Source organism: Streptomyces sp. DF42 (assembly GCF_058267695.1).
The window spans coordinates 9,089,915-9,109,630 of sequence record NZ_CM177859.1 but is presented as its reverse complement, the minus strand read 5'-3'; the positions used below and the strand labels follow the sequence as shown (position 1 = coordinate 9,109,630).

Here is a 19,716-nt window from a genome sequence, read left to right as displayed (position 1 = left end):
GCGAATTTTACGGAGCGCCGGGCCCGTCCTCCAAACCCGTCGTGATCAGGAACCGCAGGCAGTGATCAGTGTCTGCACCTCCGCGCTGAGCGCGGCGGCCAGTCGGTCCAGGTCCGGCACGGCCTTGGCGTCGGCGACGAGCCCGTAGTGGACGTGTCCGCGATAGGTGGAAACGGCCACCGCGAGCGCCTGACCGCGGGCCAGCGGGGCGAGCGGGTAGACCTCCGTGACCGGGTTTCCGCCGAGCTTCAGGCCGAGGCTGGGCAGCGGGACGCTGGTGACGAGGATGTCGAACCAGAGCCGGGCCGCCTGGCTGACCAGCGGGCCGCCGAGCCGGTGGGCGAGCGGGGGCACGTGGTCGGCCAGCAGGGCGACGGCGCCCGCGCCCCGGTTGGGGCCGGCGTCCTTGTTGCGGTCCATGGCCGCGCGGACCGTGCCGAGCCGGACGAGCGGGTCGGGGTCGTCGACGGGAAGCCGTATCACGTAGCCGGAGAGCCGGTTGCCCTGTGGGGTGGCGGTGCGCGGGCGGCGCTTGGAGACGGGGATCAGGGCGCGTGGCCGGACGCCGTCGCTGCCGTCGCCGCGCTCGTCCAGCCAGCGGCGCAGGGCGCCCGCGACGACGGCGATCAGCACGTCGTTGACCGTGCCGCCCTCGGACTTGCGGATGCGGTGCACGTCGTCCAGGTCGATGACCACGCCGGCGGTGCGACGGGTGCCGGTGGGCTCGGCGGCGAGCGCGGCCGAGGAGCGCACGCCCAGGCTGGACACGGCCAGGGAGGCGCCGATGTCGAGGGCGCGGCCCACGTCGGAGGCGGCACCGCGGACCAGGTCCGGCAGCTTGCGCACGTCGGGCAGCAGCCCGCCCTTCCTCTCCTCGCGGCGGGGCGCCCGGGCCGGCAGGTCCATCGGGTCCATGACGGCGGCGGCGAGCGTCAGCGCACGCAGCCCGTCGGCCAGGGCGTGGTGGAACTTGAACAGCACGGCGAAGGAGACTCCGTCCTCCCCCGGCAGCACATGCGCCTCCCACGGCGGACGGCCTCGCTCCAGCGGGCACTCCATGAGCCGGCCCGCGTCCGCGTGGAAGTCTTCTGTCGGGGCGTGCAGCCGCACGTGGTGGAGGGGGTCGAACGCGGGGTCGGGCTCCCGGGCGGCCCCGCCGAAGGCCAGCGGCCGGAACGAGAACGGCTGCCATACGTCCCGGATCCGCATCCGCAGACCGGGCACGGCCGCGGCCCGGGCGGCGAGCAGATCGGCGGCATGGGCGCCCGCGGTGGGTGAGCCAGCCGAGAAGACCCCGAGTGCACCGAGGTGCATGGGGTGTTCGGCGGACTCGATGTTCCAGAACGCCAGATCGAGAGGAGCGAGCAGGTCAGAAGTCAATTGCTTGCCTCGCGTCGACGAAGGGTGAGAAAGCAGTCAACCTCCCCAGGGCGATTACGGTCAAGTACGATCAAGCTACGCACAGTTAACAGCAGATTAAGTCCCACCCCCATGTGAGGGATGAGACTCAAGCAACACCTGAGGTCACTTCAGCTCCGGTGGCATCGCCTGCGCCGAGGTTTCCCCACTCAGACGGGCGCGGGCCGACCGTGAACGCGAGCGAGCGCGGGGAGCGCAGGCCGCCGGTCGTCAGATGCGTCCGGTCGTACGCTTTCCCGTCCGTGCGGGCCGACTGGACGTACCGGTCGGTGCCGGAGGTGCCGGAGGTGCCGGAGGTGCCGGAGGTGCCGGAGGTGCCGGAGGTGCCGGAGGTGCCGGAGGTGCCGGAGGTGCCGGAGGTGCCGGAGGTGCCGGAGGTGCCGGAGGTGCCGGAGGTGCCGGAGGTGCCGGAGGTGCCGGAGGTGCCGGAGGTGCCGGAGGTGCCGGAGGTGCCGGAGGTGCCGGAGGTGCCGGAGGTGCCGGAGGTGCCGGAGGTGCCGGAGGTGCCGGAGGTGCCGGAGGTGCCGGAGGTGCCGGAGGTGCCGGAGGTGCCGGAGGTGCCGGAGGTGCCGGAGGTGCCGGAGGTGCCGGAGGTGCCGGAGGTGCCGGAGGTGCCGGAGGTGCCGGAGGTGCCGGAGGTGCCGGAGGTGCCGGAGGTGCCGGAGGTGCCGGAGGTGCCGGAGGTGCCGGAGGTGCCGGGAGCGGTGACGGTGAGTGCGCCGTGCGGGTAGTAGCGGCGGTCCAGCGTCAGGTCGACCCGGCCGAAGACCGGCGTGGACAACCCCCAGGTGTCGTAGCCGGGCTGCACCGGGAAGATCCCGATCGACGACAGCACGTTCCGGGCCGACATGTGCCGAGGTCGTCGTTGCCGGTCATCCCGGTCGGCGCGTCGGCGAAGAGGGTGGGCGCCGCGTGCACGACGTCGGTCGTCTTCCACGGCTGCCCGGTCGACAGACAGGCGGGTCGGTGGCCGCGGTCGCACCGGGCGCGGCCGCCGGCCCGGCCGCGCCGAGCGCCGCTGCGAGCAGGAGGGCGAGCCGGTCTCTGAGACGTCTGGTGTGCACGGAGCCTCCCATAACAACGTTGTCATGGACAGCAGTTGGCATGACGACACGGATTCCGGATTGCGTCCAGGGACATGACAAAGGGACGTGACGAGCCGCGGCGGGAACCGGCGAGGGCCCGCGAGTGGCCCCCTCACCACCACCGGCGAAGAATGGGAACGTCACCCTGTGCCGCGCGGTCGCGAGTCGCGACGGCACCCTCAGCAGAAAGGGGCGAGGGAGATGTCGAAGGTATCCAGGGATACGGCCACCCAGGGCGGCGACTTCGGAATCGTTCTCGACCGGTCCGAGGAGCTGGACGACTACACGGTGGACTTCATCACCTTCCGCGAGAACGTCGATCACACGCTCCTGCTCAGGGGACTGCCGGACGACCGGTGCCAGTGCCCGCACTGGGGCTATGTCTTCAAGGGCCAGCTGATCTTCCACTACGCGGACCGCGACGAGGTCTACGAGGCGGGCGACGCGTACTACGCACCGCCCGGACATGTCCCCGTGCGCACCGCGCCGGGCACCGAGGCCGTGCAGTTCAGCCCGACCAAGGACGTGAAGCCGACCAGCGAGGCCATCATGAGGAACTTCCGGGCGATGCAGGAGGCCGCCGGCTGACCGGCCCGCAGGCTAGGACACCACCTGCCCCTTCCCCAGGGCGATCACCCCGCCCTTGGAGACGGTGTACAGCTCCGCGTCCCGGTCCGGGTTGACGCCGATCGTGGCGCCCGGCGGGACCTCGACGTTCTTGTCCAGGACCGCCCCGCGCACCACCGCGCCGCGGCCGATGCGGACGTTGTCGTGCAGGACCGAGCCCTGGACCACGGCGCCCGGGTCGACCCTGACGCCGGGGGACAGGATGGACCGGGTGACCTGGCCCCGGATGAGGCAGCCCGCGCTGATGATGGACTCACTGGCCATGCCGCCCGCGTTGAAACGGGCCGGGGAGAGCTGGTTGGCGTGGGTGTAGATGGGCCACTGGCGGTTGTAGAGGTTGAAGGCCGGGCGCTCGGCGATCAGGTCCATGTGGGCGTCGTAGTACGCGTCGAGGGTGCCGACGTCACGCCAGTAGCCGCGGTCACGGGTGGTCTCGCCGGGCACGTGGTTGGCGCTGAAGTCGTACAGCTGGGCCTCGCCGCGGTCGGTGAGCTGGGGCAGGATCGAGCCGCCCATGTCGTGCACGGAGTGCTCGTCCTCGGCGTCCCGCTGCAGGGCCTCGATGAGGGCCTTGGTGGTGAAGATGTAGTTGCCCATCGAGGCGAACACGCACTCCGGGTCGTCCGCCAGCCCGGGCGGGTCGGCGGGCTTCTCCAGGAAACGTTCGACCGACAGTCCGTCCGAGCCCGGGGTGATCACGCCGAACTGCGAGGACTCCGCGCGCGGCACACGGATCCCCGCGACCGTCACACCCGCACCGCTCTCCATGTGCTGGGCCAGCATCTGGCTGGGGTCCATGCGGTACACGTGGTCGGCGCCGAAGACGACGACGTACTCGGGCGCCTCGTCGTGCACGAGGTTCAGGGACTGCAGGATGGCGTCGGCGCTGCCCAGGTACCAGCGCGGGCCGAGCCGCTGCTGCGCCGGGACCGGGGTGACGTAGTTGCCGAGCAGGCTGGACATCCGCCAGGTGGTGGTGATGTGCCGGTCCAGCGAGTGCGACTTGTACTGCGTGAGGACGCAGATGCGCAGGATGTCGCCGTTGACGAGATTGGACAGGACGAAGTCGACGAGGCGGTATGTGCCGCCGAAAGTGACCGCTGGTTTCGCCCGGTCCGCGGTCAGGGGCATCAGGCGTTTGCCTTCTCCGCCCGCCAGTACGATCCCGAGCACCGAAGGTCCGCCGCGACGCATGGCCGCTCCCCTCACCGTGGTTGATCCATGCCTGCCCCTGCACAGGGGGGTGTAAGCCTGTTCGAGGAACTCCCTGCCGCTGCCTTCCTTTCTAGCCCAGTTTGCGGGTCTCCTCGTAAAGACGGACCGTACGGCGGGCGACGGCGTCCCAGCCGAACTCCCCCACCGCGCGCTCCCGGCCGGCCTCGCCCATCCGGCGGCCGGCCTCCGGATCGCCGATCACCTGGTCCAGTGCCCGCGTGAGACCTGCCTCGAAGTCGTCGTCCACGGCCACGAGCAGCCCCGTCCTGCCGTCGTCCACGACCTCGGGAATGCCGCCGACCCGCGAGGCCACGACAGGAGTCCCGCAGGCCATCGCCTCCAGGTTGACGATACCGAGGGGTTCGTACACCGACGGGCAGACGAACGCGGCGGCGTGCGTGAGGAGCTGGATCACCTCGGGGCGCGGCAGCATCTGGGGAATCCAGTGCACGCCCTCGCGCACGCGGCTCAGCTCCTGGTAGAGCTCGCGGAACTCCCGGTCGATCTCCGGGGTGTCCGGCGCTCCCGCGCACAGCACGACCTGCGCGGCCGGGTCGATGTCACGCACGGCCCGCAGCAGGTGGGGCACGCCCTTCTGACGGGTGATCCGGCCGACGAACAGGACGTACGGGCGCTTCCGGTCGAGGCAGAGGCGGTCCAGCACGTCGGTGCCGTTGTCCGGGCGGTAGAGGGTGGTGTCGATGCCGTTGTGCACGATGTGGACCTTGGCCGGATCCAGCGTCGGATAGCAGGTGAGGATGTCTTCGCGCATGGCGCCGGACACGGCGATCACAGCGTCGGCGGTCTCGATCGCGGTGCGCTCCGCCCAGCTGGAGAGGGCGTATCCGCCGCCGAGCTGCTCGGCCTTCCAGGGGCGCAGCGGCTCCAGGGAGTGCGCCGTCATCACATGCGGTACGCCGTACAGCATCTTGGCGAGGTGGCCGCCGAGGTTGGCGTACCAGGTGTGGGAGTGCACGAGCTCGCGGCCTTCGAGTCCGGCGGCCATCGCGAGGTCGACGGAGAACGTGCGCAGCGCGTCGTTGGCGGTGTCGAGGGCGGCCCACGGTCGGTGGCGTTTGACGCCCACCCCGCGGCCCTCGCCCCAGCAGTGCACCTCGAGGTCGACCAGGGACGTCAACTCCCGGGCGAGGAACTCGACATGAACACCCGCGCCGCCGTACACGTCCGGCGGGAACTCCCGGGTCAGCAGTCCCACTCGCACCCGCAACCCCCAGCTCTCGGCGACCGGTTCTCTCATGGTCACCCAGATGTGTCGTGTGCGGAAGAGCGCGGCGGTCGTGTGAAGCAACAGTCACCGCACACGCCTCCGCCGGGCACCCGGTAGTAGAGGCAGCAGCTGCGGCGGCGGAAGGAGGTGCCGGTGAGGGTGCCGGTGCCGGACAGCAGAGGGTGCGCGAGGAGTTCGGCGGTCAGGGAGCGGGTGTGCGCGGCGGCCCGGGGGCGCCCGTGTGCGCGGGCCCACTGGTCCAGTTGCCGGGCGGCGCCCGCCAGTGCGGATGCCGCGTTGCCCCGCAGCAGGCCGGGGGCGATGCGGTGGCGGGCGCGCAGGGCCGCCCCCAGCGGTTCGAGGTGGCCCTCCAGCACGAGGTCCGCGAGGGTCGCGGCGTCCGCGGGCAGCGGGCGGACCTCGGAGAGCCACAGGTCGTCGGGGGCGCCGGCGTCAGGGTCCCAGTGCAGCAGCCCGGGGTCCAGGTCGGGAACGCTGCCATAGAGGACGGCGCACGCGAGCGTCACCGACCACAACCGGGACGCGAGCCCCTGCTGGGCCACGGAGGCAGCGATCCGCATCTCAGGAGCGCGAAGAGAATGCGCGACCTTTTCAACCCGGAAAGTAATAGGATTTCTGAAAACGTCGTAAGACTGGTTTTCGTACGTGTATGTCGCGTTCGTCGCGTACGTGCGCGTCGTGTCGGTGTAGGCCGAGTCGGTGTACGCCGTGTACGCGGCCGCCAGCGTCGGCAGGGGCGCATGCGGTGCTCCGCCGGTGCGCAGTACGAAGAAGCCGCCGAGCGGTCCGAGGGCGGCGAGATCCTGATCGAGGTCCACGAGGAGCAGTAGTACCAAGGGCCCTAGGGGTTCCCATTGGGGGGCCTCCCCCCGTGTCGCCCACCTTGGGGAGGACGGCGCCCGATTCGTACTCCATCGGCAGTAGGACCCATTGCCTGCTCAGGGACGACGACGGGAACAGATCCACAAGGCATCGTGTTGCTTATGAAGGCCGACCGTTCGTCGCGCAGGGCTCACCGCCCCCGCCACACGCAGAGGAGCAGCTCATGAGTGCCCTCGCGTTGTCCGTGCTGTTGTCGCTCGTCTCCGCCGTCGCCTACGCGGGCGGGGCGATCGTACAGGAGCACGTCGCGGTGTCCTCCCCCGACCAGGAGTACGCGCCGCTGCGCCGGCCGACCTGGTGGGCCGCGGTGGCGCTCAACGGCCTGGGCGGACTGCTGCACGTGGTGGCGCTGGCCTACGGGCCGCTGAGCCTGGTGCAGCCGTTGGGCGCGCTGACGATCGTGTTCGCCCTGCCGATGGCGGCGCTGTTCGTGGGCCGCAAGGCCGGCCCGACCGCCTGGCGGGGCGCGATCATGGCGACCGTGGGCCTCGCCGGTCTGCTGTCTCTGGTCGGCTCCTCCGAGTCGCAGTCGCTGGACACGGCCCAGCGGGTCGGCGTGGCCGTGGTCTCCGCCGGCGTGGTCCTGACGCTGATGATCGCGGGCCGGGCCGCCCACCGGCACCCGGCGGTGCGCAGCATGCTGCTCGCGACCGGTTCCGGCATCGCGTTCGGCATGTCCTCGGTGTTCACCAAGACCGTCGCGGTCGACTGGACCGACGGCGTGTCCTCGACCGACCTTCCCTCCCTGGCCGTGATCGGCGTCTTCGCCACGGCCGGCATGCTGCTGTCCCAGGCCTCCTACCGGGGCGCCGGACTCACGGCCCCGCTGGCCACCCTGACCGTCGTGAATCCGGTGGTGGCGGCCGCGGTCGGCATCACGATGTTCGGCGAGACCTTCCGCTACGGCGCCACAGGCACCGCCCTCGCGCTGAGCTGCGGCGTGGTGGCGGCGGGTGGCCTGATCCTGCTGACGACGGAGCGCATGGCGCGCGCCGCCGTCCAGGCCGCCGCACCGGAGGAGCCGGCCGAGCCCGCCACCGGGCCGACGCCCGTCGGGGAACTCCGCGGACCGACGCCCGCCGGGGAACTCGCAGGACCGGCCCCCGTCGAGGAGCTGCTCGCCATGATCCCCGAGCAGCCGGCCCCGGCCGCCCTCCGCGAGGAGGTCCTGGTCCCCGCGCAGGCGGGCCCCACGATCCTGGCGGTGGCCTACGACCCCTACGACCAGGACGACGCGGAGCCCACCGACCCGGCCAGCTACCGCTTCTACGGCCCCTTCTACGGCGGCTCGTACGTCCCGATGCCGGGTCACGACCGGCACCGGGAGCGCGTCAGATCCTGACGCCGCCCGCCCTGAGATAGGCCACAGGGTCGATGTCGGAACCGAAACCGGGCCCCGTCCGCACCTCGAAGTGCAGATGCGGGCCCGTCGCGTTGCCCGTGGAGCCGGATCGGCCGATACGCTGCCCGCTGCCCACGCTCTGCCCGGCCCTCACGGAGATCGCCGACAGATGGGCGTACTGGCTGTAGCGGCCGTCGGAGTGCCGTATCACCACCTGGTAGCCGTAGCTGCCGCCCCAGCCCGCGCTGACCACCCGGCCCGCCGCGACCGCCTTCACTGTGGTGCCGGTGGGCACCGGGAAGTCGACGCCGGTGTGGTAGCCCTTCGACCAGGAGGAGCCGGCCACGTGGTAGGGGGTGCCGAGCGAGCCGTGGACCGGGGCGACGAGGGAGTGACTGCTGGTCGTGGCCTTGCGCTCGGTGGCCGAAGACGCCTTTCCCTCGGTGGCCGAAGAGGTTTTCTCCTCGGTGGCCGAAGACGCCTTCTCCGTCGAGGACTTGGAGCCGCCGCGGGTCGTTTCGGGGGCCTTCGTGTGCAGCTTCAGCCGCTGGCCCGGCAGGATCAGGTCGGGGTCCGCCCCGATCGTCCTGCGGTTCGCTGCGTACAGCTGCCGCCAGCCGCCTCGCACACGCTCGTCGTCGGCGATCTCGGAGAGGCTGTCACCGCGCACCACGGTGTACATCTCGGCCGTACCCGCCCGGGACTGAGGCGTGGTCTGCGGCTTCACGTCCCGCACCGATGTCTTCTTGGCGGCGCTCCCGCTCTCGGAGGTGCCCCCGGCGGGATGGACGTCCGCGGTGCCGCCGCCCCGGGTCAGTCCGGCCTTCACCGAGCAGAGGGGCCAGGCACGCGGCCCCTGTCCGTCCAGGACCTTCTCCGCGACGGCGATCTGCTGGTCCTTGGTGGCCAGATCCGCGCGCCCCGCGTACGCCGTGCCGCCGTACGCCTCCCAGGTCGACTGCGTGAACTGCAGTCCGCCGTAGAAGCCGTTGCCGGTATTGACGCTCCAGTTGTCGGTCGACTCGCAGGCGGCGACCTTGTTCCAGGTGGACACGTCGGCCGCGTGGGCGGTGCCGGTGCCGATCAGCGGGATTGCCATGCCGGCGCCGCCGACCGTGATGGTGAGTGAGGCGCGGTTGATCCTTTTCGGCTGATACCGGCGGTGCCGGCCGCGTACGGCCATGAAGATCCCCCTCGACATGCGTCCGAGGGCCAAAAGTAAGCGCCCCGAACAGGCCATGACAAGACGGCAATCGGCCGCCCTGTCCCGCAAGCAACCAGGAATGCACGGGAGTTGCAGATCGGCTGAGGCGGGTGGGCCTCGTCGCGCGTATCTGCCTGCGGCACGTCGGGCACCCCGGACATGCGCTCGGCGAACCGGCAGGCAAGGATGGTCGGTGGGTCGATACTGACGGGCACGACCGGCACCACCGACACCGGATCCTTTAGGAGCCAAACCGTATGAGCACTTCAGCCCAGATCGGCGTCACGGGACTCGCGGTCATGGGCCGCAATCTCGCCCGCAACTTCGCACGCAACGGCTACACGGTCGCGCTGCACAACCGGACGGCGGCGCGCACGCACGCCCTGGTGAAGGAGTTCGGGGACGAGGGCGACTTCATCGCGGCCGAGACCGCCAAGGAGTTCGTGGCGGCCCTGGAGCGGCCGCGGCGCCTGGTCATCATGGTCAAGGCCGGCGACCCGACCGACGCGGTGATCCAGGAGTTCGCCCCGCTCCTGGAACCCGGCGACATGATCATCGACGGCGGCAACGCTCACTTCGCGGACACCCGGCGCCGCGAGCACGACCTGCGCGAGCAGGGCATCCACTTCGTCGGCATGGGTGTCTCCGGCGGCGAGGAGGGCGCGCTCAACGGCCCGAGCATCATGCCGGGCGGCCCCAGGGAGTCGTACGACTCCCTCGGCCCGATGCTGGAGAAGATCTCCGCGAAGGCGAAGGACGGCTCGCCGTGCGTGACGCACGTCGGCCCCGACGGTGCCGGGCACTTCGTGAAGATGGTCCACAACGGCATCGAGTACGCCGACATGCAGCTGATCGGCGAGGCGTACCAGTTGCTGCGGGACGTGGCCGGATACTCCCCCGCCCAGATCGCCGAGATCTTCCGCACCTGGAACACGGGCCGGCTCGACTCCTACCTGATCGAGATCACCGCCGAGGTGCTGTCCCACGTGGACGCGGCGACCGGCGAGCCGTTCGTGGACGTGGTGGTGGACCAGGCCGAGCAGAAGGGGACCGGCCGTTGGACCGTCCAGATCGCTCTTGACCTGGGCGTCCCGGTCTCCGGTATCGCGGAAGCGGTCTTCGCCCGCTCCCTGTCGGGTCACGCGGCGCTGCGCGAGGCGTCCCGCGGCCTGGCGGGCCCGACGGCGTCCCCGCTGTCCGAGGCCGATGCGGGGGCTTTCGCCGACCGTGTCGAGCAGGCGCTGTACGCGTCGAAGATCGTCTCCTACACGCAGGGCTTCCACGAGATCCAGGCGGGCAGCGAGGAGTACGACTGGGACATCGACCTCGGCGCCGTCTCCTCCATCTGGCGCGGCGGCTGCATCATCCGGGCGGCGTTCCTGGACCGCATCCGCGCGGCCTACGACGCTCGCGCCGACCTGCCGAGCCTGCTGTCCGACGAGACGTTCGCCCAGGAGATCGCGGCCGCCCAGGACGACTGGCGCGAGGTCCTGGTCGCCGCCACCCGCCAGGGCGTCCCGACCCCCGGCTTCGCCGCGGCCCTCGCGTACTACGACGCCCTGCGCGCCGAGCGCCTGCCCGCGGCCCTGACCCAGGGGCAGCGGGACTTCTTCGGCGCGCACACGTACCGGCGCACGGACCGGGACGGCGCGTTCCACACGCTGTGGGGCGGGGACCGGTCGGAGGTGTCCGCCTAGTCCGCCCAGGACACGACGTCACCCGTCGAAGGAGCGGTCCGCAGGATGTCCGGCGGACCGCTCCTCCCTGCGGCACTGGCCGGCGCACCCGTCGGGTGACGGCTCGGTGGTCTGCCCGGGGCAGCGTGTCCCGCCCCTGCAGACGGCGGACGAGGTCCCTGCGCAGATCGAGCAGACGCCCGTCCATGGTGTAACCACGATGGCCCTCGATGGCCCTCGATGGGATGGTCCTCGATGGGCGGGAAGACGGGCTTGGTCTCCGTGCGCTCGCGCATCCCGCCATCGGCGCCCTCACGGTCTCCTCCGGCGTCCGGCCACCGCACGTCCACGCGGTCCAGCTCGGCGGGACCTCCCAGGGGGTCGGTGTCCCGCCGGACATTGATCCAGCCGGCGAGCGTCCCCTCCCCGCGGGGTGCCGGACAACCGATCGGGGTCAGGTCAGCGGAGGTCCCGGCTGCGGGCTCGGGACCGGCTCCGGGCCCGGTGGGACCGGGGACGGGGAGGGGCCCGGGTCCGGCGTCGGGGTCGGCGGTGAGGGCGGAGGCGGCGGCGGTGTGGGTTCCGGGGACGGGGGTTGCGGTGTGGGGACCGGGGACGGATACGGGTCCGGCGGCCGGGGGTCCGGGCCAGGTGCGGGTCCGGGGGGTACGGGGTCGGGGTACGGGTCGGTCATGATGCCCTCCGGCGAGTCGGTCGGCGTCGGCTCTGGACCACTCCCCCGCGTACCCGACGGCCGTCTCCCCAACCGCCCACCCGCACTCACGCCTGTGTTCACCCGCCCGTGTTCACGCACCCGTAGGACGGCAGAGGGTCCGGTGGGCCAAAGCGGTATGCACCGCCGCCGCGCCCGCGGCGAGGCCCACGCGCGGGCTGGACAGCACCGCGACCGTGGTCGTCGTGAGGTGCTGGGCCGGGGCCATGGACCCCTGGGCCAGGACGATCGCGTCGGCGCCGGTGACCGCGTCGATCGCGGCCGCCACGAGACGGGCGCAGCCCTCGGTGTCACCCGCCTCGAAGTGGCTCCAGGCGCCTTCGACGAGCTGAGTCCGCGCCTGCACGGAGCGTCCGACGCGACGGGCCTCGTCCTCGATCAGGGCCGTCGTCGGACCGAACGTGCTCTCCACGGTGGCCAGGACGACGACCCGCGAGCCGGCGGCCACCGCGGCGGCCGCCATCGGACGGTCGGAGCGCACCACCGGCACCCCGGCCCCGGAAGCGGCCGCCTCCGCGATGGCGCCGATGGTCGAGCAGGTGCACAGAACGGCCCGCGCGCCCTCGCCGACGGCCTTGTCCAGCACCGCCCGCACCTCGTCCGCCACCGCCTCCGGACCCTCGCGGCGGGCCCGGGCCAGCAACTCCTCGTCGACGAAGTGCCGCAGCTCCAGGCCCCGGTGGTCCTCGTCGCGCAGGGCGTCGAAGACCGGGACGTGCAGGGGCGAGGTGTGCAGGAGGGCCAGCATGCGGCGAAGGGCCTTTCTTCGAGAGGAGGCGGGCTGCCCGGTGTCAGAACCGGCCCGGGTGCGCCACCAGCCATTTCTTCGCCGCCCGCAGCAGTTCAGGGTCGGCCGCGGGGGCCTCTTCAGGATGGCGTTCGGCCCACTTGACGACGTACGGGCACAGCGGGGCCACGACGATTCCCTCGCGCTCGGCGATGCCGTACAGCTCACGGGCCAGCGAGCCCGCGATGCCCTTCCCCTCGTGGGCCACTTCCACGATGGTGTGCACGGGGACCAGGGCGCGCTCGGGTGATTGGAGGACGAAGTACTCGACGTGGCCGACGACTTCGGCAGCGACATAAGCCTCCAGGCGGCCCGCCGCCCGGTCGTCGCGGATCTCGATGTCGCTCATGAGCACGCTCCTGATGTTCGGCGGTCAGGCGGGCATGGCCTGCGGGCTGCGCTCCTGGTCCGAGCCCGGCACCGGCTCGGAGGGGTCGGCGCCCAGAGCCACGATGCGGTTGTCGCGGTCCACGTGCACGACCTGGGGTTCGAATGCCCGCGCCTCGGCGTCGGTCACCTGAGCGTAGCTGATGATGATCACCAGATCGCCGGGGTGGACGAGGTGGGCCGCGGCTCCATTGATCCCGATCACGCCCGAGCCCCGCTCACCCTCGATGACGTACGTCTCCAGGCGCGAGCCGTTGGTGATGTCGACTATGTGCACCAGCTCGCCGGGCAACAGGTCTGCGGCGTCGAGCAGATCGGCGTCGATGGTCACCGATCCGACGTAGTGCAGGTCGGCTTGGGTGACGGTGGCTCGGTGGATCTTGGACTTGAATAGAGTACGCAGCACTTTGGACTCCTGTTTGACGGCTCCCTGCCTGCTTTGTGCAGGTCAAGGGCGGTGTCGACTGTACACCGGGACACGCCGGTCGAGAATTGTGAGGAACATCGCTCCGCTCGGGCGAGACGGCTTCACGCCTGGGCTTTCGCGCCGCACCGGCGCCTGTTCAGGCAATCCTCCAGGAAAGCCCGACTCATGCTGACCGGATGCTGACTTACCTGATGAGCCATCAAAGATCCGGGAGACCACTCTGCCCACGGACGACGTGCCTCCACGCCAGCGCCTTGGCCGCGGCCACAGCACGGGCTGGGGAGTCGCGCCAGCAGGCGTACGAGGTTCACGCCGCGCTACGCGGCCGCCGCCGTGTAGTACGGCGACAGCCGCGACACGGGTAGCGGCGCACGACACTCTGGGAGGGACGGGACGCGGAACAGCTCAGCCGTTGGCTCCGCGAGCACGTTGGTGTCGAGGGTCGCCTGCCGCGACGGCTCCCTCACCTATCGGCAGGGCACCACCGCTGGCGCCCCCGATGCAGGTCAGCAACCGCCTACCTCGGAGGGGGATCAGTCGCGTTTTGTCCATGCTTGCGGGCGTTCCACCGATGAGGGATGTTCGCATCCTGGGCCATGGCCCGACGGGGCCCCGACCAGTACGGTGACCTGCACCGTAAGGCTGAGGGACGTCGAGGAACGCCCGGCAGGGGCTCTGTCAGCCCGTTCCCGAGCCGCCCTGGTGCACCTGCACGGTGGGTTCGACGCCGCGGGCGTCGACCACCTCGCGCCATGCGTCCAAGCCCGCCTGGAAGGCGACGATTCCTGCCTCCGGGAGGGCGATCTCGATCGCTTCGAGGATCTCCTGCGAGGTGACACCAAGGTCCAGTGCTACCCGGATGTGGCTCTGGATGTGTCCTTTGCCCGCTCTCATCACGGTCAGGCTCAGGATGAAGAGCAGTTCCTTGGTACGAGGGTCCAGGGCGCGAGGAGCGAGATAGGCGGCCCGCACCAGGGCGTTGGTCGCCTGCAGCACCTCGAAGTCGTGCTGGGCCATGACCTTGTGGTAGTCGAGAACGTACCCGCGTTCTCGGGCCATCGCGTCGATGTATTCCTGCGCGTTGTTCGGGGTCTGGGCGTCGGTGGACATTGTGCTCCTGGGCGCGAGTGCTGTTCGGTCGCCGCTTCCGCTCCGCGGCGCAGGTGTTCAGGACGGCAGGGCGGGCGTGAGGATCCTGTTGGACTGACGCACCAGCAGGTCTCTCACCTGGGCGCGGAATGCCGCGAAGTCGGGGTCTGCGGCGAGCTCGGCCCGCCTCTTGACCCGGTCGTCCAACCCTTCGTAGCCCCACAGGTAGACCAGCGTGTTCAGTTCCCCCACCTCGGTGACGTAGAAGCCGAGCAGGTTCCCGAGGATGCGCACCTGGGGTTCGCGGCCGTACTCGTCCCACAACTGGGCGTACTTCGCGGCCGCCCCGGGTCTGACCAGATAGTTGCGTTCCTCGATGATCACGACGCACCCCCGTCGGCCAGGACGACCGCCGGCCGGGGCGGCTTCTCGTCGTGTGCGTCCGGCTGCCGCCGGGGGGACAGCAGCCGCTCGAAGTCGCCGCTCATGCCCGCGAGTTCCGCGGTGTCGGCCATGGCCGCCACATAGCGGTCGGGACGGATCACGGCCACGGTGCCGGACTGGGCGGCGAACCATTTCCGCAAGGCGCCGTCGAGGTCCTCCAGGACGACCGAGTCAGTGCCTGAGCGCAGGCGCTCGGTGCGCGAACGCCCTGAACGGGACTCGACGACGGTGACGTAACGAGTGCCGATCCTGTCCCAGAAGGCACGGGACTCGGGGTCCAGGTGCACCAGCGGGTCGGTTCCGTAACCGACGAGAGCGAACCACTCACCGAGCATGTCGTCGAGCGGCACCGACCGCCCGTCCGCCGTCTCCACGTTCGGCTGGACGATCATCCGGCCGACGGCCGAGTCCTTGGCCACGGGCCGCCGACTGTGCAGCACAACGCCCCCCGTGTAGCGCGGCATCGGCTTGAACCGCATCTCCAGGAGCCAGTCGCGCACCTGTGGCGCCACCGTGAGACCGCGGAGCAGAACGTCGCGGGTGCGTGCCGCCCAGGTGCTGGTCGACGAGAGCACGCGGCCAAGGGTGTCCGACAGTCCGACCATCGCCTTGGCGTGCTCGCGTCGCTCGGTGTCGTACGTGGACAGGATCCGCGGGTGCGCCCGGCCCGTCACCACGGCGGCGAGCTTCCAGGCGACGTTGGTGGCGTCCCGGATTCCGGTGTTCATGCCCTGCCCGGCCCACGGCGGCATCAGATGGGCGGCGTCGCCCACCAGGCAGATCCGGCCGTCGAGGAAGCGGGCGGCGACGCGCGAGTGGTGGGTGTAGACGCGCGCCCGGACGATGTTCAGCGCCGTCGGGTCGGGCACATGGCCGGTCAGCAGCTCATGTACCTTCTCGGGCCGGAGCATCGCCTCGGCGTCCTCGCCGGGGAAGAGCATGAACTCCCAGCGCCGGTAGTTGTAGGGCAGGTCCACGCAGACGTACGGCCGCTTCGGATCACAGTGCAGGCCGGTGTAGGGGGCGTCGAGCGGATCGTTGTCGCACTCGACCACCACCCACTTGCGTGGATGGGTGTCCCCGACCAGGGGGATCCCCAGGTGGGTGCGGATCGTGCTGCGGCCGCCGTCCGCGGCGACCACGTACTGGGCACGCACCAGCACCTTCTCACCGGCGGGACCTCTCACATCGAGGCGCACCTCGGTGCCGTCCTGCTCCAGCCGGACGAGTTCGTGGCCCAGCATCGGCTTGATCCGCGGGTAGCGTTCCAGGCCCGTGCGCAGCGTGGCCTCGGCCAGCTGCTGCATGAAGATGTTCCGGCGGGGCCAGCCGTATTCGTTGGTGGTGGGCCGGATGTCGGCGAAGCACCGGCCGTCCGCTCCGAACATCTTGAGCGGGACGTTGCGGACCGCGTCGGCGAGCATCTCCTCCGCGAGCCCGATGCCCTGGAAGCTGCGTACGCATTCGTCGTCCATGCCGACGGCGCGGGGGTAGTCGATGATCTCGGTGCTGCGGTCGATGAGCAGGGCCTGTACCCCGTACAGGCCAAGGTAGTTGGCGACTGTGGCGCCGCAGGGTCCAGCACCGACGACGGCCACCTCGGTACGGATCTCGGTGGGTTCGCTCATGGGCTGGCCTCCGGATCGGTCAGGAACTGTGCGATCTGGTGGTGGAACAGATCCGGGGCGTCGTCGTGGACGTAGTGGCCCGCGCCGGGTATCTCCACCGCCCGCACCCGCGGGTTGCGCGCGGTCATGGCCTCGGCGGTGGCCGCGGGCAGGAAGTCGGACGCACCGCCGCGGATGACCAGGGTCGGGCAGCGCAGCCCGTCGACGTGGGGCCACAGGTCCACCTGGCGGGCAGGATCGGCATTCAGGCGGGCCTTCGCGATACCCGGCATGTCGAACTTCCACAGCCATCGACCGCAGGTGCCCGGTCGCAGTGTGTTGGTGAGCCGGGATTCCAGAGCCGCCTCGGAGATGCCGGGACGGAGCGTGCGCCAGTAGGTACGAGCGGCTTCGAAGTGGGGGAACTCCGCAGGGGTGGCGCCCATTTCGCGCTTGATGCGCTCGGCTCCCTCCCCGGAGATCGACGAGCCGGGGCCGATGTCCTCGACGATCAGCGCGGTGACCCGATCGGGGTGGCGGGCCGCGTAGACGTAGGAAGTGGTACCGCCCATCGAGTGGCCCAGCAGGATGAAGCGCTCCACGCCCAGTCGGTCGGCGAACTGCTCCAGATCGCTGACGTACGCGGAGGTGTAGTACTCGCCCTGCGGGTCCCAGTCGCTGTCCCCCCGCCCGCGGGCGTCCACGGCGAGGATCCGGTGGCTGCCGGCGAGGCGGGCGGCCAGCGGGGCGAACGTGCGGGCGTAGCTGCGCAGGCCGTGCAGCATGACGATGATGCTCCTTTCGCTTCGTGCAACTCCAGCTTCGATGCGTGACGGGGCGGCAGGACATCCGCCGATCTTCCGCTTCATCCCCGCCGATCGGCGGGGTGGTTCCGGCCAGGTGTCGGATCCCTTTCCACCGTCTCCTGTCCGAGTCTTGAATCCGACTCCAGGACGACCACGCCATGAGGGGCCCTACAGCCCTTCTTCCAGGCCCCGGGGACTCCCCAGAAGAACCCCTGGGAAGGCCACGGTCAGGAAGGGCCACCGCCACGAAGGCCGGGCGCCCGATTCGGGGTCTCAATGTTCTTCCCGTTCAGGAGGAGCGCATCTGCTCCGCCGCCGAGTGAGGAAAGCCTTTGTCCGCACGTTCGACCGCGCCTCGATCGCGTGTTACCCGCCTCGGAGCAGTCGCTGTCGGGGCCGCTCTCTTGTCCGTCTGCCTCGCAGGCTGCCAGAGCGCAGAGCCGCACTCGCACTCGCACTCGCACTCGGCGGCTACCGGAGCGCCAGATCCGGCGTTTACCGGACTGCCGCCCGCGCCGCCCAAGGGAGAGTTGCTGCGGACGACCAAAGAGCAGGCGGCCGGCATGGTTCCCGGCGCTGCGCTGGTGGAACCGCCCGACCTCAACCCGGCGACCCCGAAGGATCTCAACGTCCAGCTGACGGCGGTTCAGCAAGAGGTGATGATCTCGGACAAGAAGGTCCTCGCGGAGACCTATAACGGGAGTCTCGTCGGGCCGACCCTCCATGTGGTTCCAGGCCAGCGTGTCACCTTGAAACTGGCCAATCATCTCGGCACGTCCACCAACATGCACTACCACGGGATGCACCTGTCCCCGAAGGGAAGCGCGGACAACATAGACCTGTCCGTCAAGCCGGGGCAGATTCAGACCTAATTCCCGCCAACCAGGAACCCGGAACGTACTGGTACCACGACCACGAGATGTGCGACGGGAACGGCCGTCCGATGCCGGGGATGACGATGAGCCCCGCACCCGCGAACGTTCGCTGCAATGGAACTGAGAGCCAGATCGGGGCGGGGCTGTCGGGAACCATCATCGTCGGGGACAGCCGCGAAACTCTGCCACCGGCCTACCGCGGGATCACCGCTCGCACCTTGGCGCTCAAGGACACCCAGATCAACTCATCCAGCTCGATCGTCTACCCCGACGGGGTCCTCGAGCCCGCATCGCCGACGGTCCGGCTGGTCAACGGCCAATACCAGCCCACGCTGACCATGAAGGCCGGGGAAACCCAGTTGTGGCGCATCGCCAACGAGGGCTACGCCATCGCCTACGACCTCCAGCTCGACGGCGGCACCTTCACCGTGGTCAACCAGGACGGGATTCCCGCCGCGGCGCCGGCCCGGGCCAAACACCTTCTGATGCCGCCCGGCAGACGCTTCGACGTCCTGGTGACCGCCGGAGCCACCGGATCGACCTGGCTCAGAACCCTCGACCACAAGACCGGGCCCGACCCCTTCAACGGTGCCGGCGACGAATACCCCGACACCACCCTCATGAAGGTCAACGTCCAGAAGGACAGCGGGAATGCGGGGCCGGCTGCCACCGCAGGACGGGCCGGCATGGCCACCTCGCCCCAGATCGCCGGGCCGCTTCCCGGATCCCACCCCGATCTGTCCAAAGAACCCATCGCCCGATCCCGAAGCATCGTCCTGAACGACGACGCCGGCAACCACTTCTGGATCAACGGCAAGCTGTTCGACCACACGAAGCCGACTTTCGCGGAACCGGCCACCCTCGGAACGGTCGAAGAATGGACGCTCACGAACACGGCTCACCAGAATCATCCGTTCCATCTCCACGTCGCGCCGTTCCAGGTCCTCAGCGTGAACGGCGTCGCCCAGCCCCGTGCCGACTACATGGACGTCGTGAGCGTCCCCCACGCAGTCAACGGAAAGCCCGGAAAAGTGGTGATCCGGATCCGCTTCACCGACTTCACCGGGAAATGGTTCTTCCACTGCCACATCACCGGACACGAGGACACCGGAATGATGGGCTACCTGAACGTCATCGCTGCTGGATGACCAACCCTCCGGCGCCGGCGGGCGCCGGAGGCTCAGGATGCGAGGACGCCCCGATCCCGGGCAGGGAGGCGTCAGCGTCCTGCGTCGCTGAAGGCACGTCACCGTCAGGCGGCCTGGTCGAGGCCGACGGCGGTCAGGTCCTGCTCGCGCAGCGGGGTGAAGTCGACGTCGAGTTTCGGGTCGTATGCGTCGGGCTGGATGCCGAGTTCGTGCGTGGAATACTCGCCGAACCGGTTGATGTGCTCGGTCAGGTACGGCGAGATGTGGGCCAGGTCCTCCGGGGCGATCTCCCACCCTTCCTCCAGTAGCTGACGGGCGATCTCCGCGATGTCCAGGGCATTGTGGAAGATCACCGCGTTCGTGAGCAGGGCGTTGAACTTCATCGCCTTCTCCTGCTCGATGGGGTCGTTGTCGGCGATGACGCCGCGATTGCCGAAGCCGATCCACTGGAAGAACCGGTTGAACGACTCCACCTTGTTGGTTGCCGCCGTCACCCGCCGGCGCAGTGGCGCATCCGAGAGGTAGCACAGCGCAGAAGTGGAAGCGCCGTTCTTGCGGCGCGGGCGCCCACGGCCGGCGGATCTTCGACTGGGCCCGCGTCGAGGTCAGGCCCTGGCACCGCGAGGACCGCCGGCACTGGGTTCTCGCCCGCCGCAGCGTCAGCCGGCCCGAAGAGATGTCGTACTACATCGCTTGCTAAGGGCGACACCGACA

Annotated in this window: 18 protein-coding genes and 2 pseudogenes; 6 read left to right on the top strand and 14 right to left on the bottom strand. The window is 70.2% G+C overall.

The features are described from left to right. Positions 1-45 precede the first annotated feature (45 nt). Together ACYUED_RS41765 and ACYUED_RS41760 are read right to left on the bottom strand one after the other, a co-directional pair. Complete coding sequence (locus tag ACYUED_RS41765; protein WP_491289606.1) at positions 46-1,380, bottom strand: wax ester/triacylglycerol synthase family O-acyltransferase; 1,335 nt, start codon at positions 1,378-1,380, stop codon at positions 46-48. Positions 1,381-2,107: 727 nt separating this feature from the next. Continuing rightward, positions 2,108-2,373, bottom strand: a pseudogene (locus ACYUED_RS41760) (glycoside hydrolase domain-containing protein); the annotation flags it as partial. Between the two features lie 332 nt (positions 2,374-2,705). On the opposite strand from ACYUED_RS41760, the gene ACYUED_RS41755 reads away from it, so the two are divergent. Continuing rightward, positions 2,706-3,092, top strand: coding sequence for a cupin domain-containing protein (locus ACYUED_RS41755; RefSeq protein WP_491289605.1), 387 nt, complete (start codon positions 2,706-2,708; stop codon positions 3,090-3,092). Between the two features lie 12 nt (positions 3,093-3,104). Here ACYUED_RS41755 and glgC read toward each other — a convergent pair whose 3' ends face one another. The 3 genes from glgC to ACYUED_RS41740 all read right to left on the bottom strand — a co-directional run bounded on the left by glgC (position 3,105) and on the right by ACYUED_RS41740 (position 6,431). Further along, complete coding sequence (gene glgC / locus ACYUED_RS41750; protein ID WP_491289604.1) at positions 3,105-4,325, bottom strand: glucose-1-phosphate adenylyltransferase; 1,221 nt, start codon at positions 4,323-4,325, stop codon at positions 3,105-3,107. A gap of 91 nt (positions 4,326-4,416) precedes the next feature. Then, the gene (glgA, locus tag ACYUED_RS41745) at positions 4,417-5,568 is read right to left on the bottom strand and encodes a glycogen synthase (protein WP_491294679.1); all 1,152 of its coding nucleotides are present in this window, start codon (positions 5,566-5,568) and stop codon (positions 4,417-4,419) included. Between the two features lie 38 nt (positions 5,569-5,606). Continuing rightward, a complete protein-coding gene (locus tag ACYUED_RS41740) occupies positions 5,607-6,431 on the bottom strand; it encodes a (2Fe-2S)-binding protein (RefSeq protein WP_491289603.1) in 825 nt (274 codons plus the stop codon). 209 nt (positions 6,432-6,640) lie between these two features. Here ACYUED_RS41740 and ACYUED_RS41735 point away from each other — a divergent pair, with 209 nt between their 5' ends. Next, positions 6,641-7,819: a DMT family transporter gene (locus tag ACYUED_RS41735; RefSeq protein ID WP_491289602.1), complete on the top strand. Its 1,179-nt coding sequence runs from the start codon at positions 6,641-6,643 to the stop codon at positions 7,817-7,819. Here ACYUED_RS41735 and ACYUED_RS41730 read toward each other — a convergent pair. After that, a complete protein-coding gene (locus tag ACYUED_RS41730; RefSeq protein WP_491294678.1) occupies positions 7,809-9,002 on the bottom strand; it encodes a transglycosylase family protein in 1,194 nt (397 codons plus the stop codon). The two genes, ACYUED_RS41735 and ACYUED_RS41730, sit on opposite strands and share 11 nt — an antisense overlap. Positions 9,003-9,280: 278 nt before the next feature. Here ACYUED_RS41730 and gnd point away from each other — a divergent pair, with 278 nt between their 5' ends. Next, positions 9,281-10,720, top strand: coding sequence for an NADP-dependent phosphogluconate dehydrogenase (gene gnd / locus ACYUED_RS41725; protein ID WP_491289601.1), 1,440 nt, complete (start codon positions 9,281-9,283; stop codon positions 10,718-10,720). A 785-nt stretch (positions 10,721-11,505) separates the two neighbouring features. Here the strand turns inward: gnd and ACYUED_RS41720 are convergent. From ACYUED_RS41720 to ACYUED_RS41690, 7 genes are all read right to left on the bottom strand, one after another. Beyond that, positions 11,506-12,180 carry an aspartate/glutamate racemase family protein gene (locus tag ACYUED_RS41720; protein WP_491289600.1) on the bottom strand — a complete coding sequence of 225 codons (675 nt, stop codon included), beginning with the start codon at positions 12,178-12,180 and terminating at the stop codon, positions 11,506-11,508. Positions 12,181-12,223: 43 nt separating this feature from the next. After that, a complete protein-coding gene (locus tag ACYUED_RS41715) occupies positions 12,224-12,568 on the bottom strand; it encodes a GNAT family N-acetyltransferase (RefSeq protein ID WP_491289599.1) in 345 nt (114 codons plus the stop codon). 24 nt (positions 12,569-12,592) lie between these two features. Then, a complete protein-coding gene (gene panD, locus ACYUED_RS41710) occupies positions 12,593-13,012 on the bottom strand; it encodes an aspartate 1-decarboxylase (RefSeq protein WP_491289598.1) in 420 nt (139 codons plus the stop codon). Between the two features lie 699 nt (positions 13,013-13,711). Then, positions 13,712-14,143, bottom strand: a complete 432-nt coding sequence (locus tag ACYUED_RS41705) for a carboxymuconolactone decarboxylase family protein (protein ID WP_491289597.1) — start codon at positions 14,141-14,143, stop codon at positions 13,712-13,714. Positions 14,144-14,200: 57 nt separating this feature from the next. Further along, the gene (locus ACYUED_RS41700) at positions 14,201-14,506 is read right to left on the bottom strand and encodes an NIPSNAP family protein (protein WP_491289596.1); all 306 of its coding nucleotides are present in this window, start codon (positions 14,504-14,506) and stop codon (positions 14,201-14,203) included. Next, positions 14,503-16,194 carry a bifunctional 3-(3-hydroxy-phenyl)propionate/3-hydroxycinnamic acid hydroxylase gene (locus tag ACYUED_RS41695; RefSeq protein ID WP_491289595.1) on the bottom strand — a complete coding sequence of 564 codons (1,692 nt, stop codon included), beginning with the start codon at positions 16,192-16,194 and terminating at the stop codon, positions 14,503-14,505. Before ACYUED_RS41695 ends, ACYUED_RS41700 begins: the two co-directional genes overlap by 4 nt. Next, on the bottom strand, positions 16,191-17,042 hold the full coding sequence (locus ACYUED_RS41690) for an alpha/beta fold hydrolase (protein ID WP_491289594.1): 852 nt from the start codon (positions 17,040-17,042) through the stop codon (positions 16,191-16,193). Before ACYUED_RS41690 ends, ACYUED_RS41695 begins: the two co-directional genes overlap by 4 nt. A 467-nt stretch (positions 17,043-17,509) precedes the next feature. Here ACYUED_RS41690 and ACYUED_RS41685 point away from each other — a divergent pair, with 467 nt between their 5' ends. Both ACYUED_RS41685 and ACYUED_RS41680 read left to right on the top strand, forming a co-directional pair. Beyond that, positions 17,510-17,851, top strand: a complete 342-nt coding sequence (locus tag ACYUED_RS41685) for a multicopper oxidase domain-containing protein (protein WP_491289593.1) — start codon at positions 17,510-17,512, stop codon at positions 17,849-17,851. A 221-nt stretch (positions 17,852-18,072) separates the two neighbouring features. Further along, entirely contained in the window at positions 18,073-19,002 is a 930-nt protein-coding gene (locus tag ACYUED_RS41680; RefSeq protein ID WP_491289592.1) for a multicopper oxidase family protein, read from the top strand. Between the two features lie 104 nt (positions 19,003-19,106). Here the strand turns inward: ACYUED_RS41680 and ACYUED_RS41675 are convergent, their stop codons facing one another. Further along, entirely contained in the window at positions 19,107-19,496 is a 390-nt protein-coding gene (locus tag ACYUED_RS41675) for a Tn3 family transposase (RefSeq protein ID WP_491289591.1), read from the bottom strand. Positions 19,497-19,522: 26 nt separating this feature from the next. Between ACYUED_RS41675 and ACYUED_RS41670 the strand changes: the two are divergent. Then, positions 19,523-19,696 (top strand): annotated as a pseudogene (locus tag ACYUED_RS41670) (IS701 family transposase); the annotation flags it as partial. Positions 19,697-19,716 lie beyond the last annotated feature (20 nt).

Bases quoted from the DNA above. Each gene is read 5' to 3' on its own strand.
- ACYUED_RS41755 (WP_491289605.1), top strand. From the start codon at position 2,706: ATGTCGAAGGTATCCAGGGATACGGCCACCCAGGGCGGCGACTTCGGA.
- glgC (WP_491289604.1), bottom strand. From the start codon at position 4,325: ATGCGTCGCGGCGGACCTTCGGTGCTCGGGATCGTACTGGCGGGCGGA.
- ACYUED_RS41735 (WP_491289602.1), top strand. From the start codon at position 6,641: ATGAGTGCCCTCGCGTTGTCCGTGCTGTTGTCGCTCGTCTCCGCCGTC.
- ACYUED_RS41730 (WP_491294678.1), bottom strand. From the start codon at position 9,002: ATGGCCGTACGCGGCCGGCACCGCCGGTATCAGCCGAAAAGGATCAAC.
- gnd (WP_491289601.1), top strand. From the start codon at position 9,281: ATGAGCACTTCAGCCCAGATCGGCGTCACGGGACTCGCGGTCATGGGC.
- ACYUED_RS41720 (WP_491289600.1), bottom strand. From the start codon at position 12,180: ATGCTGGCCCTCCTGCACACCTCGCCCCTGCACGTCCCGGTCTTCGAC.
- ACYUED_RS41715 (WP_491289599.1), bottom strand. From the start codon at position 12,568: ATGAGCGACATCGAGATCCGCGACGACCGGGCGGCGGGCCGCCTGGAG.
- ACYUED_RS41705 (WP_491289597.1), bottom strand. From the start codon at position 14,143: ATGTCCACCGACGCCCAGACCCCGAACAACGCGCAGGAATACATCGAC.
- ACYUED_RS41695 (WP_491289595.1), bottom strand. From the start codon at position 16,194: ATGAGCGAACCCACCGAGATCCGTACCGAGGTGGCCGTCGTCGGTGCT.
- ACYUED_RS41690 (WP_491289594.1), bottom strand. From the start codon at position 17,042: ATGAAGCGGAAGATCGGCGGATGTCCTGCCGCCCCGTCACGCATCGAA.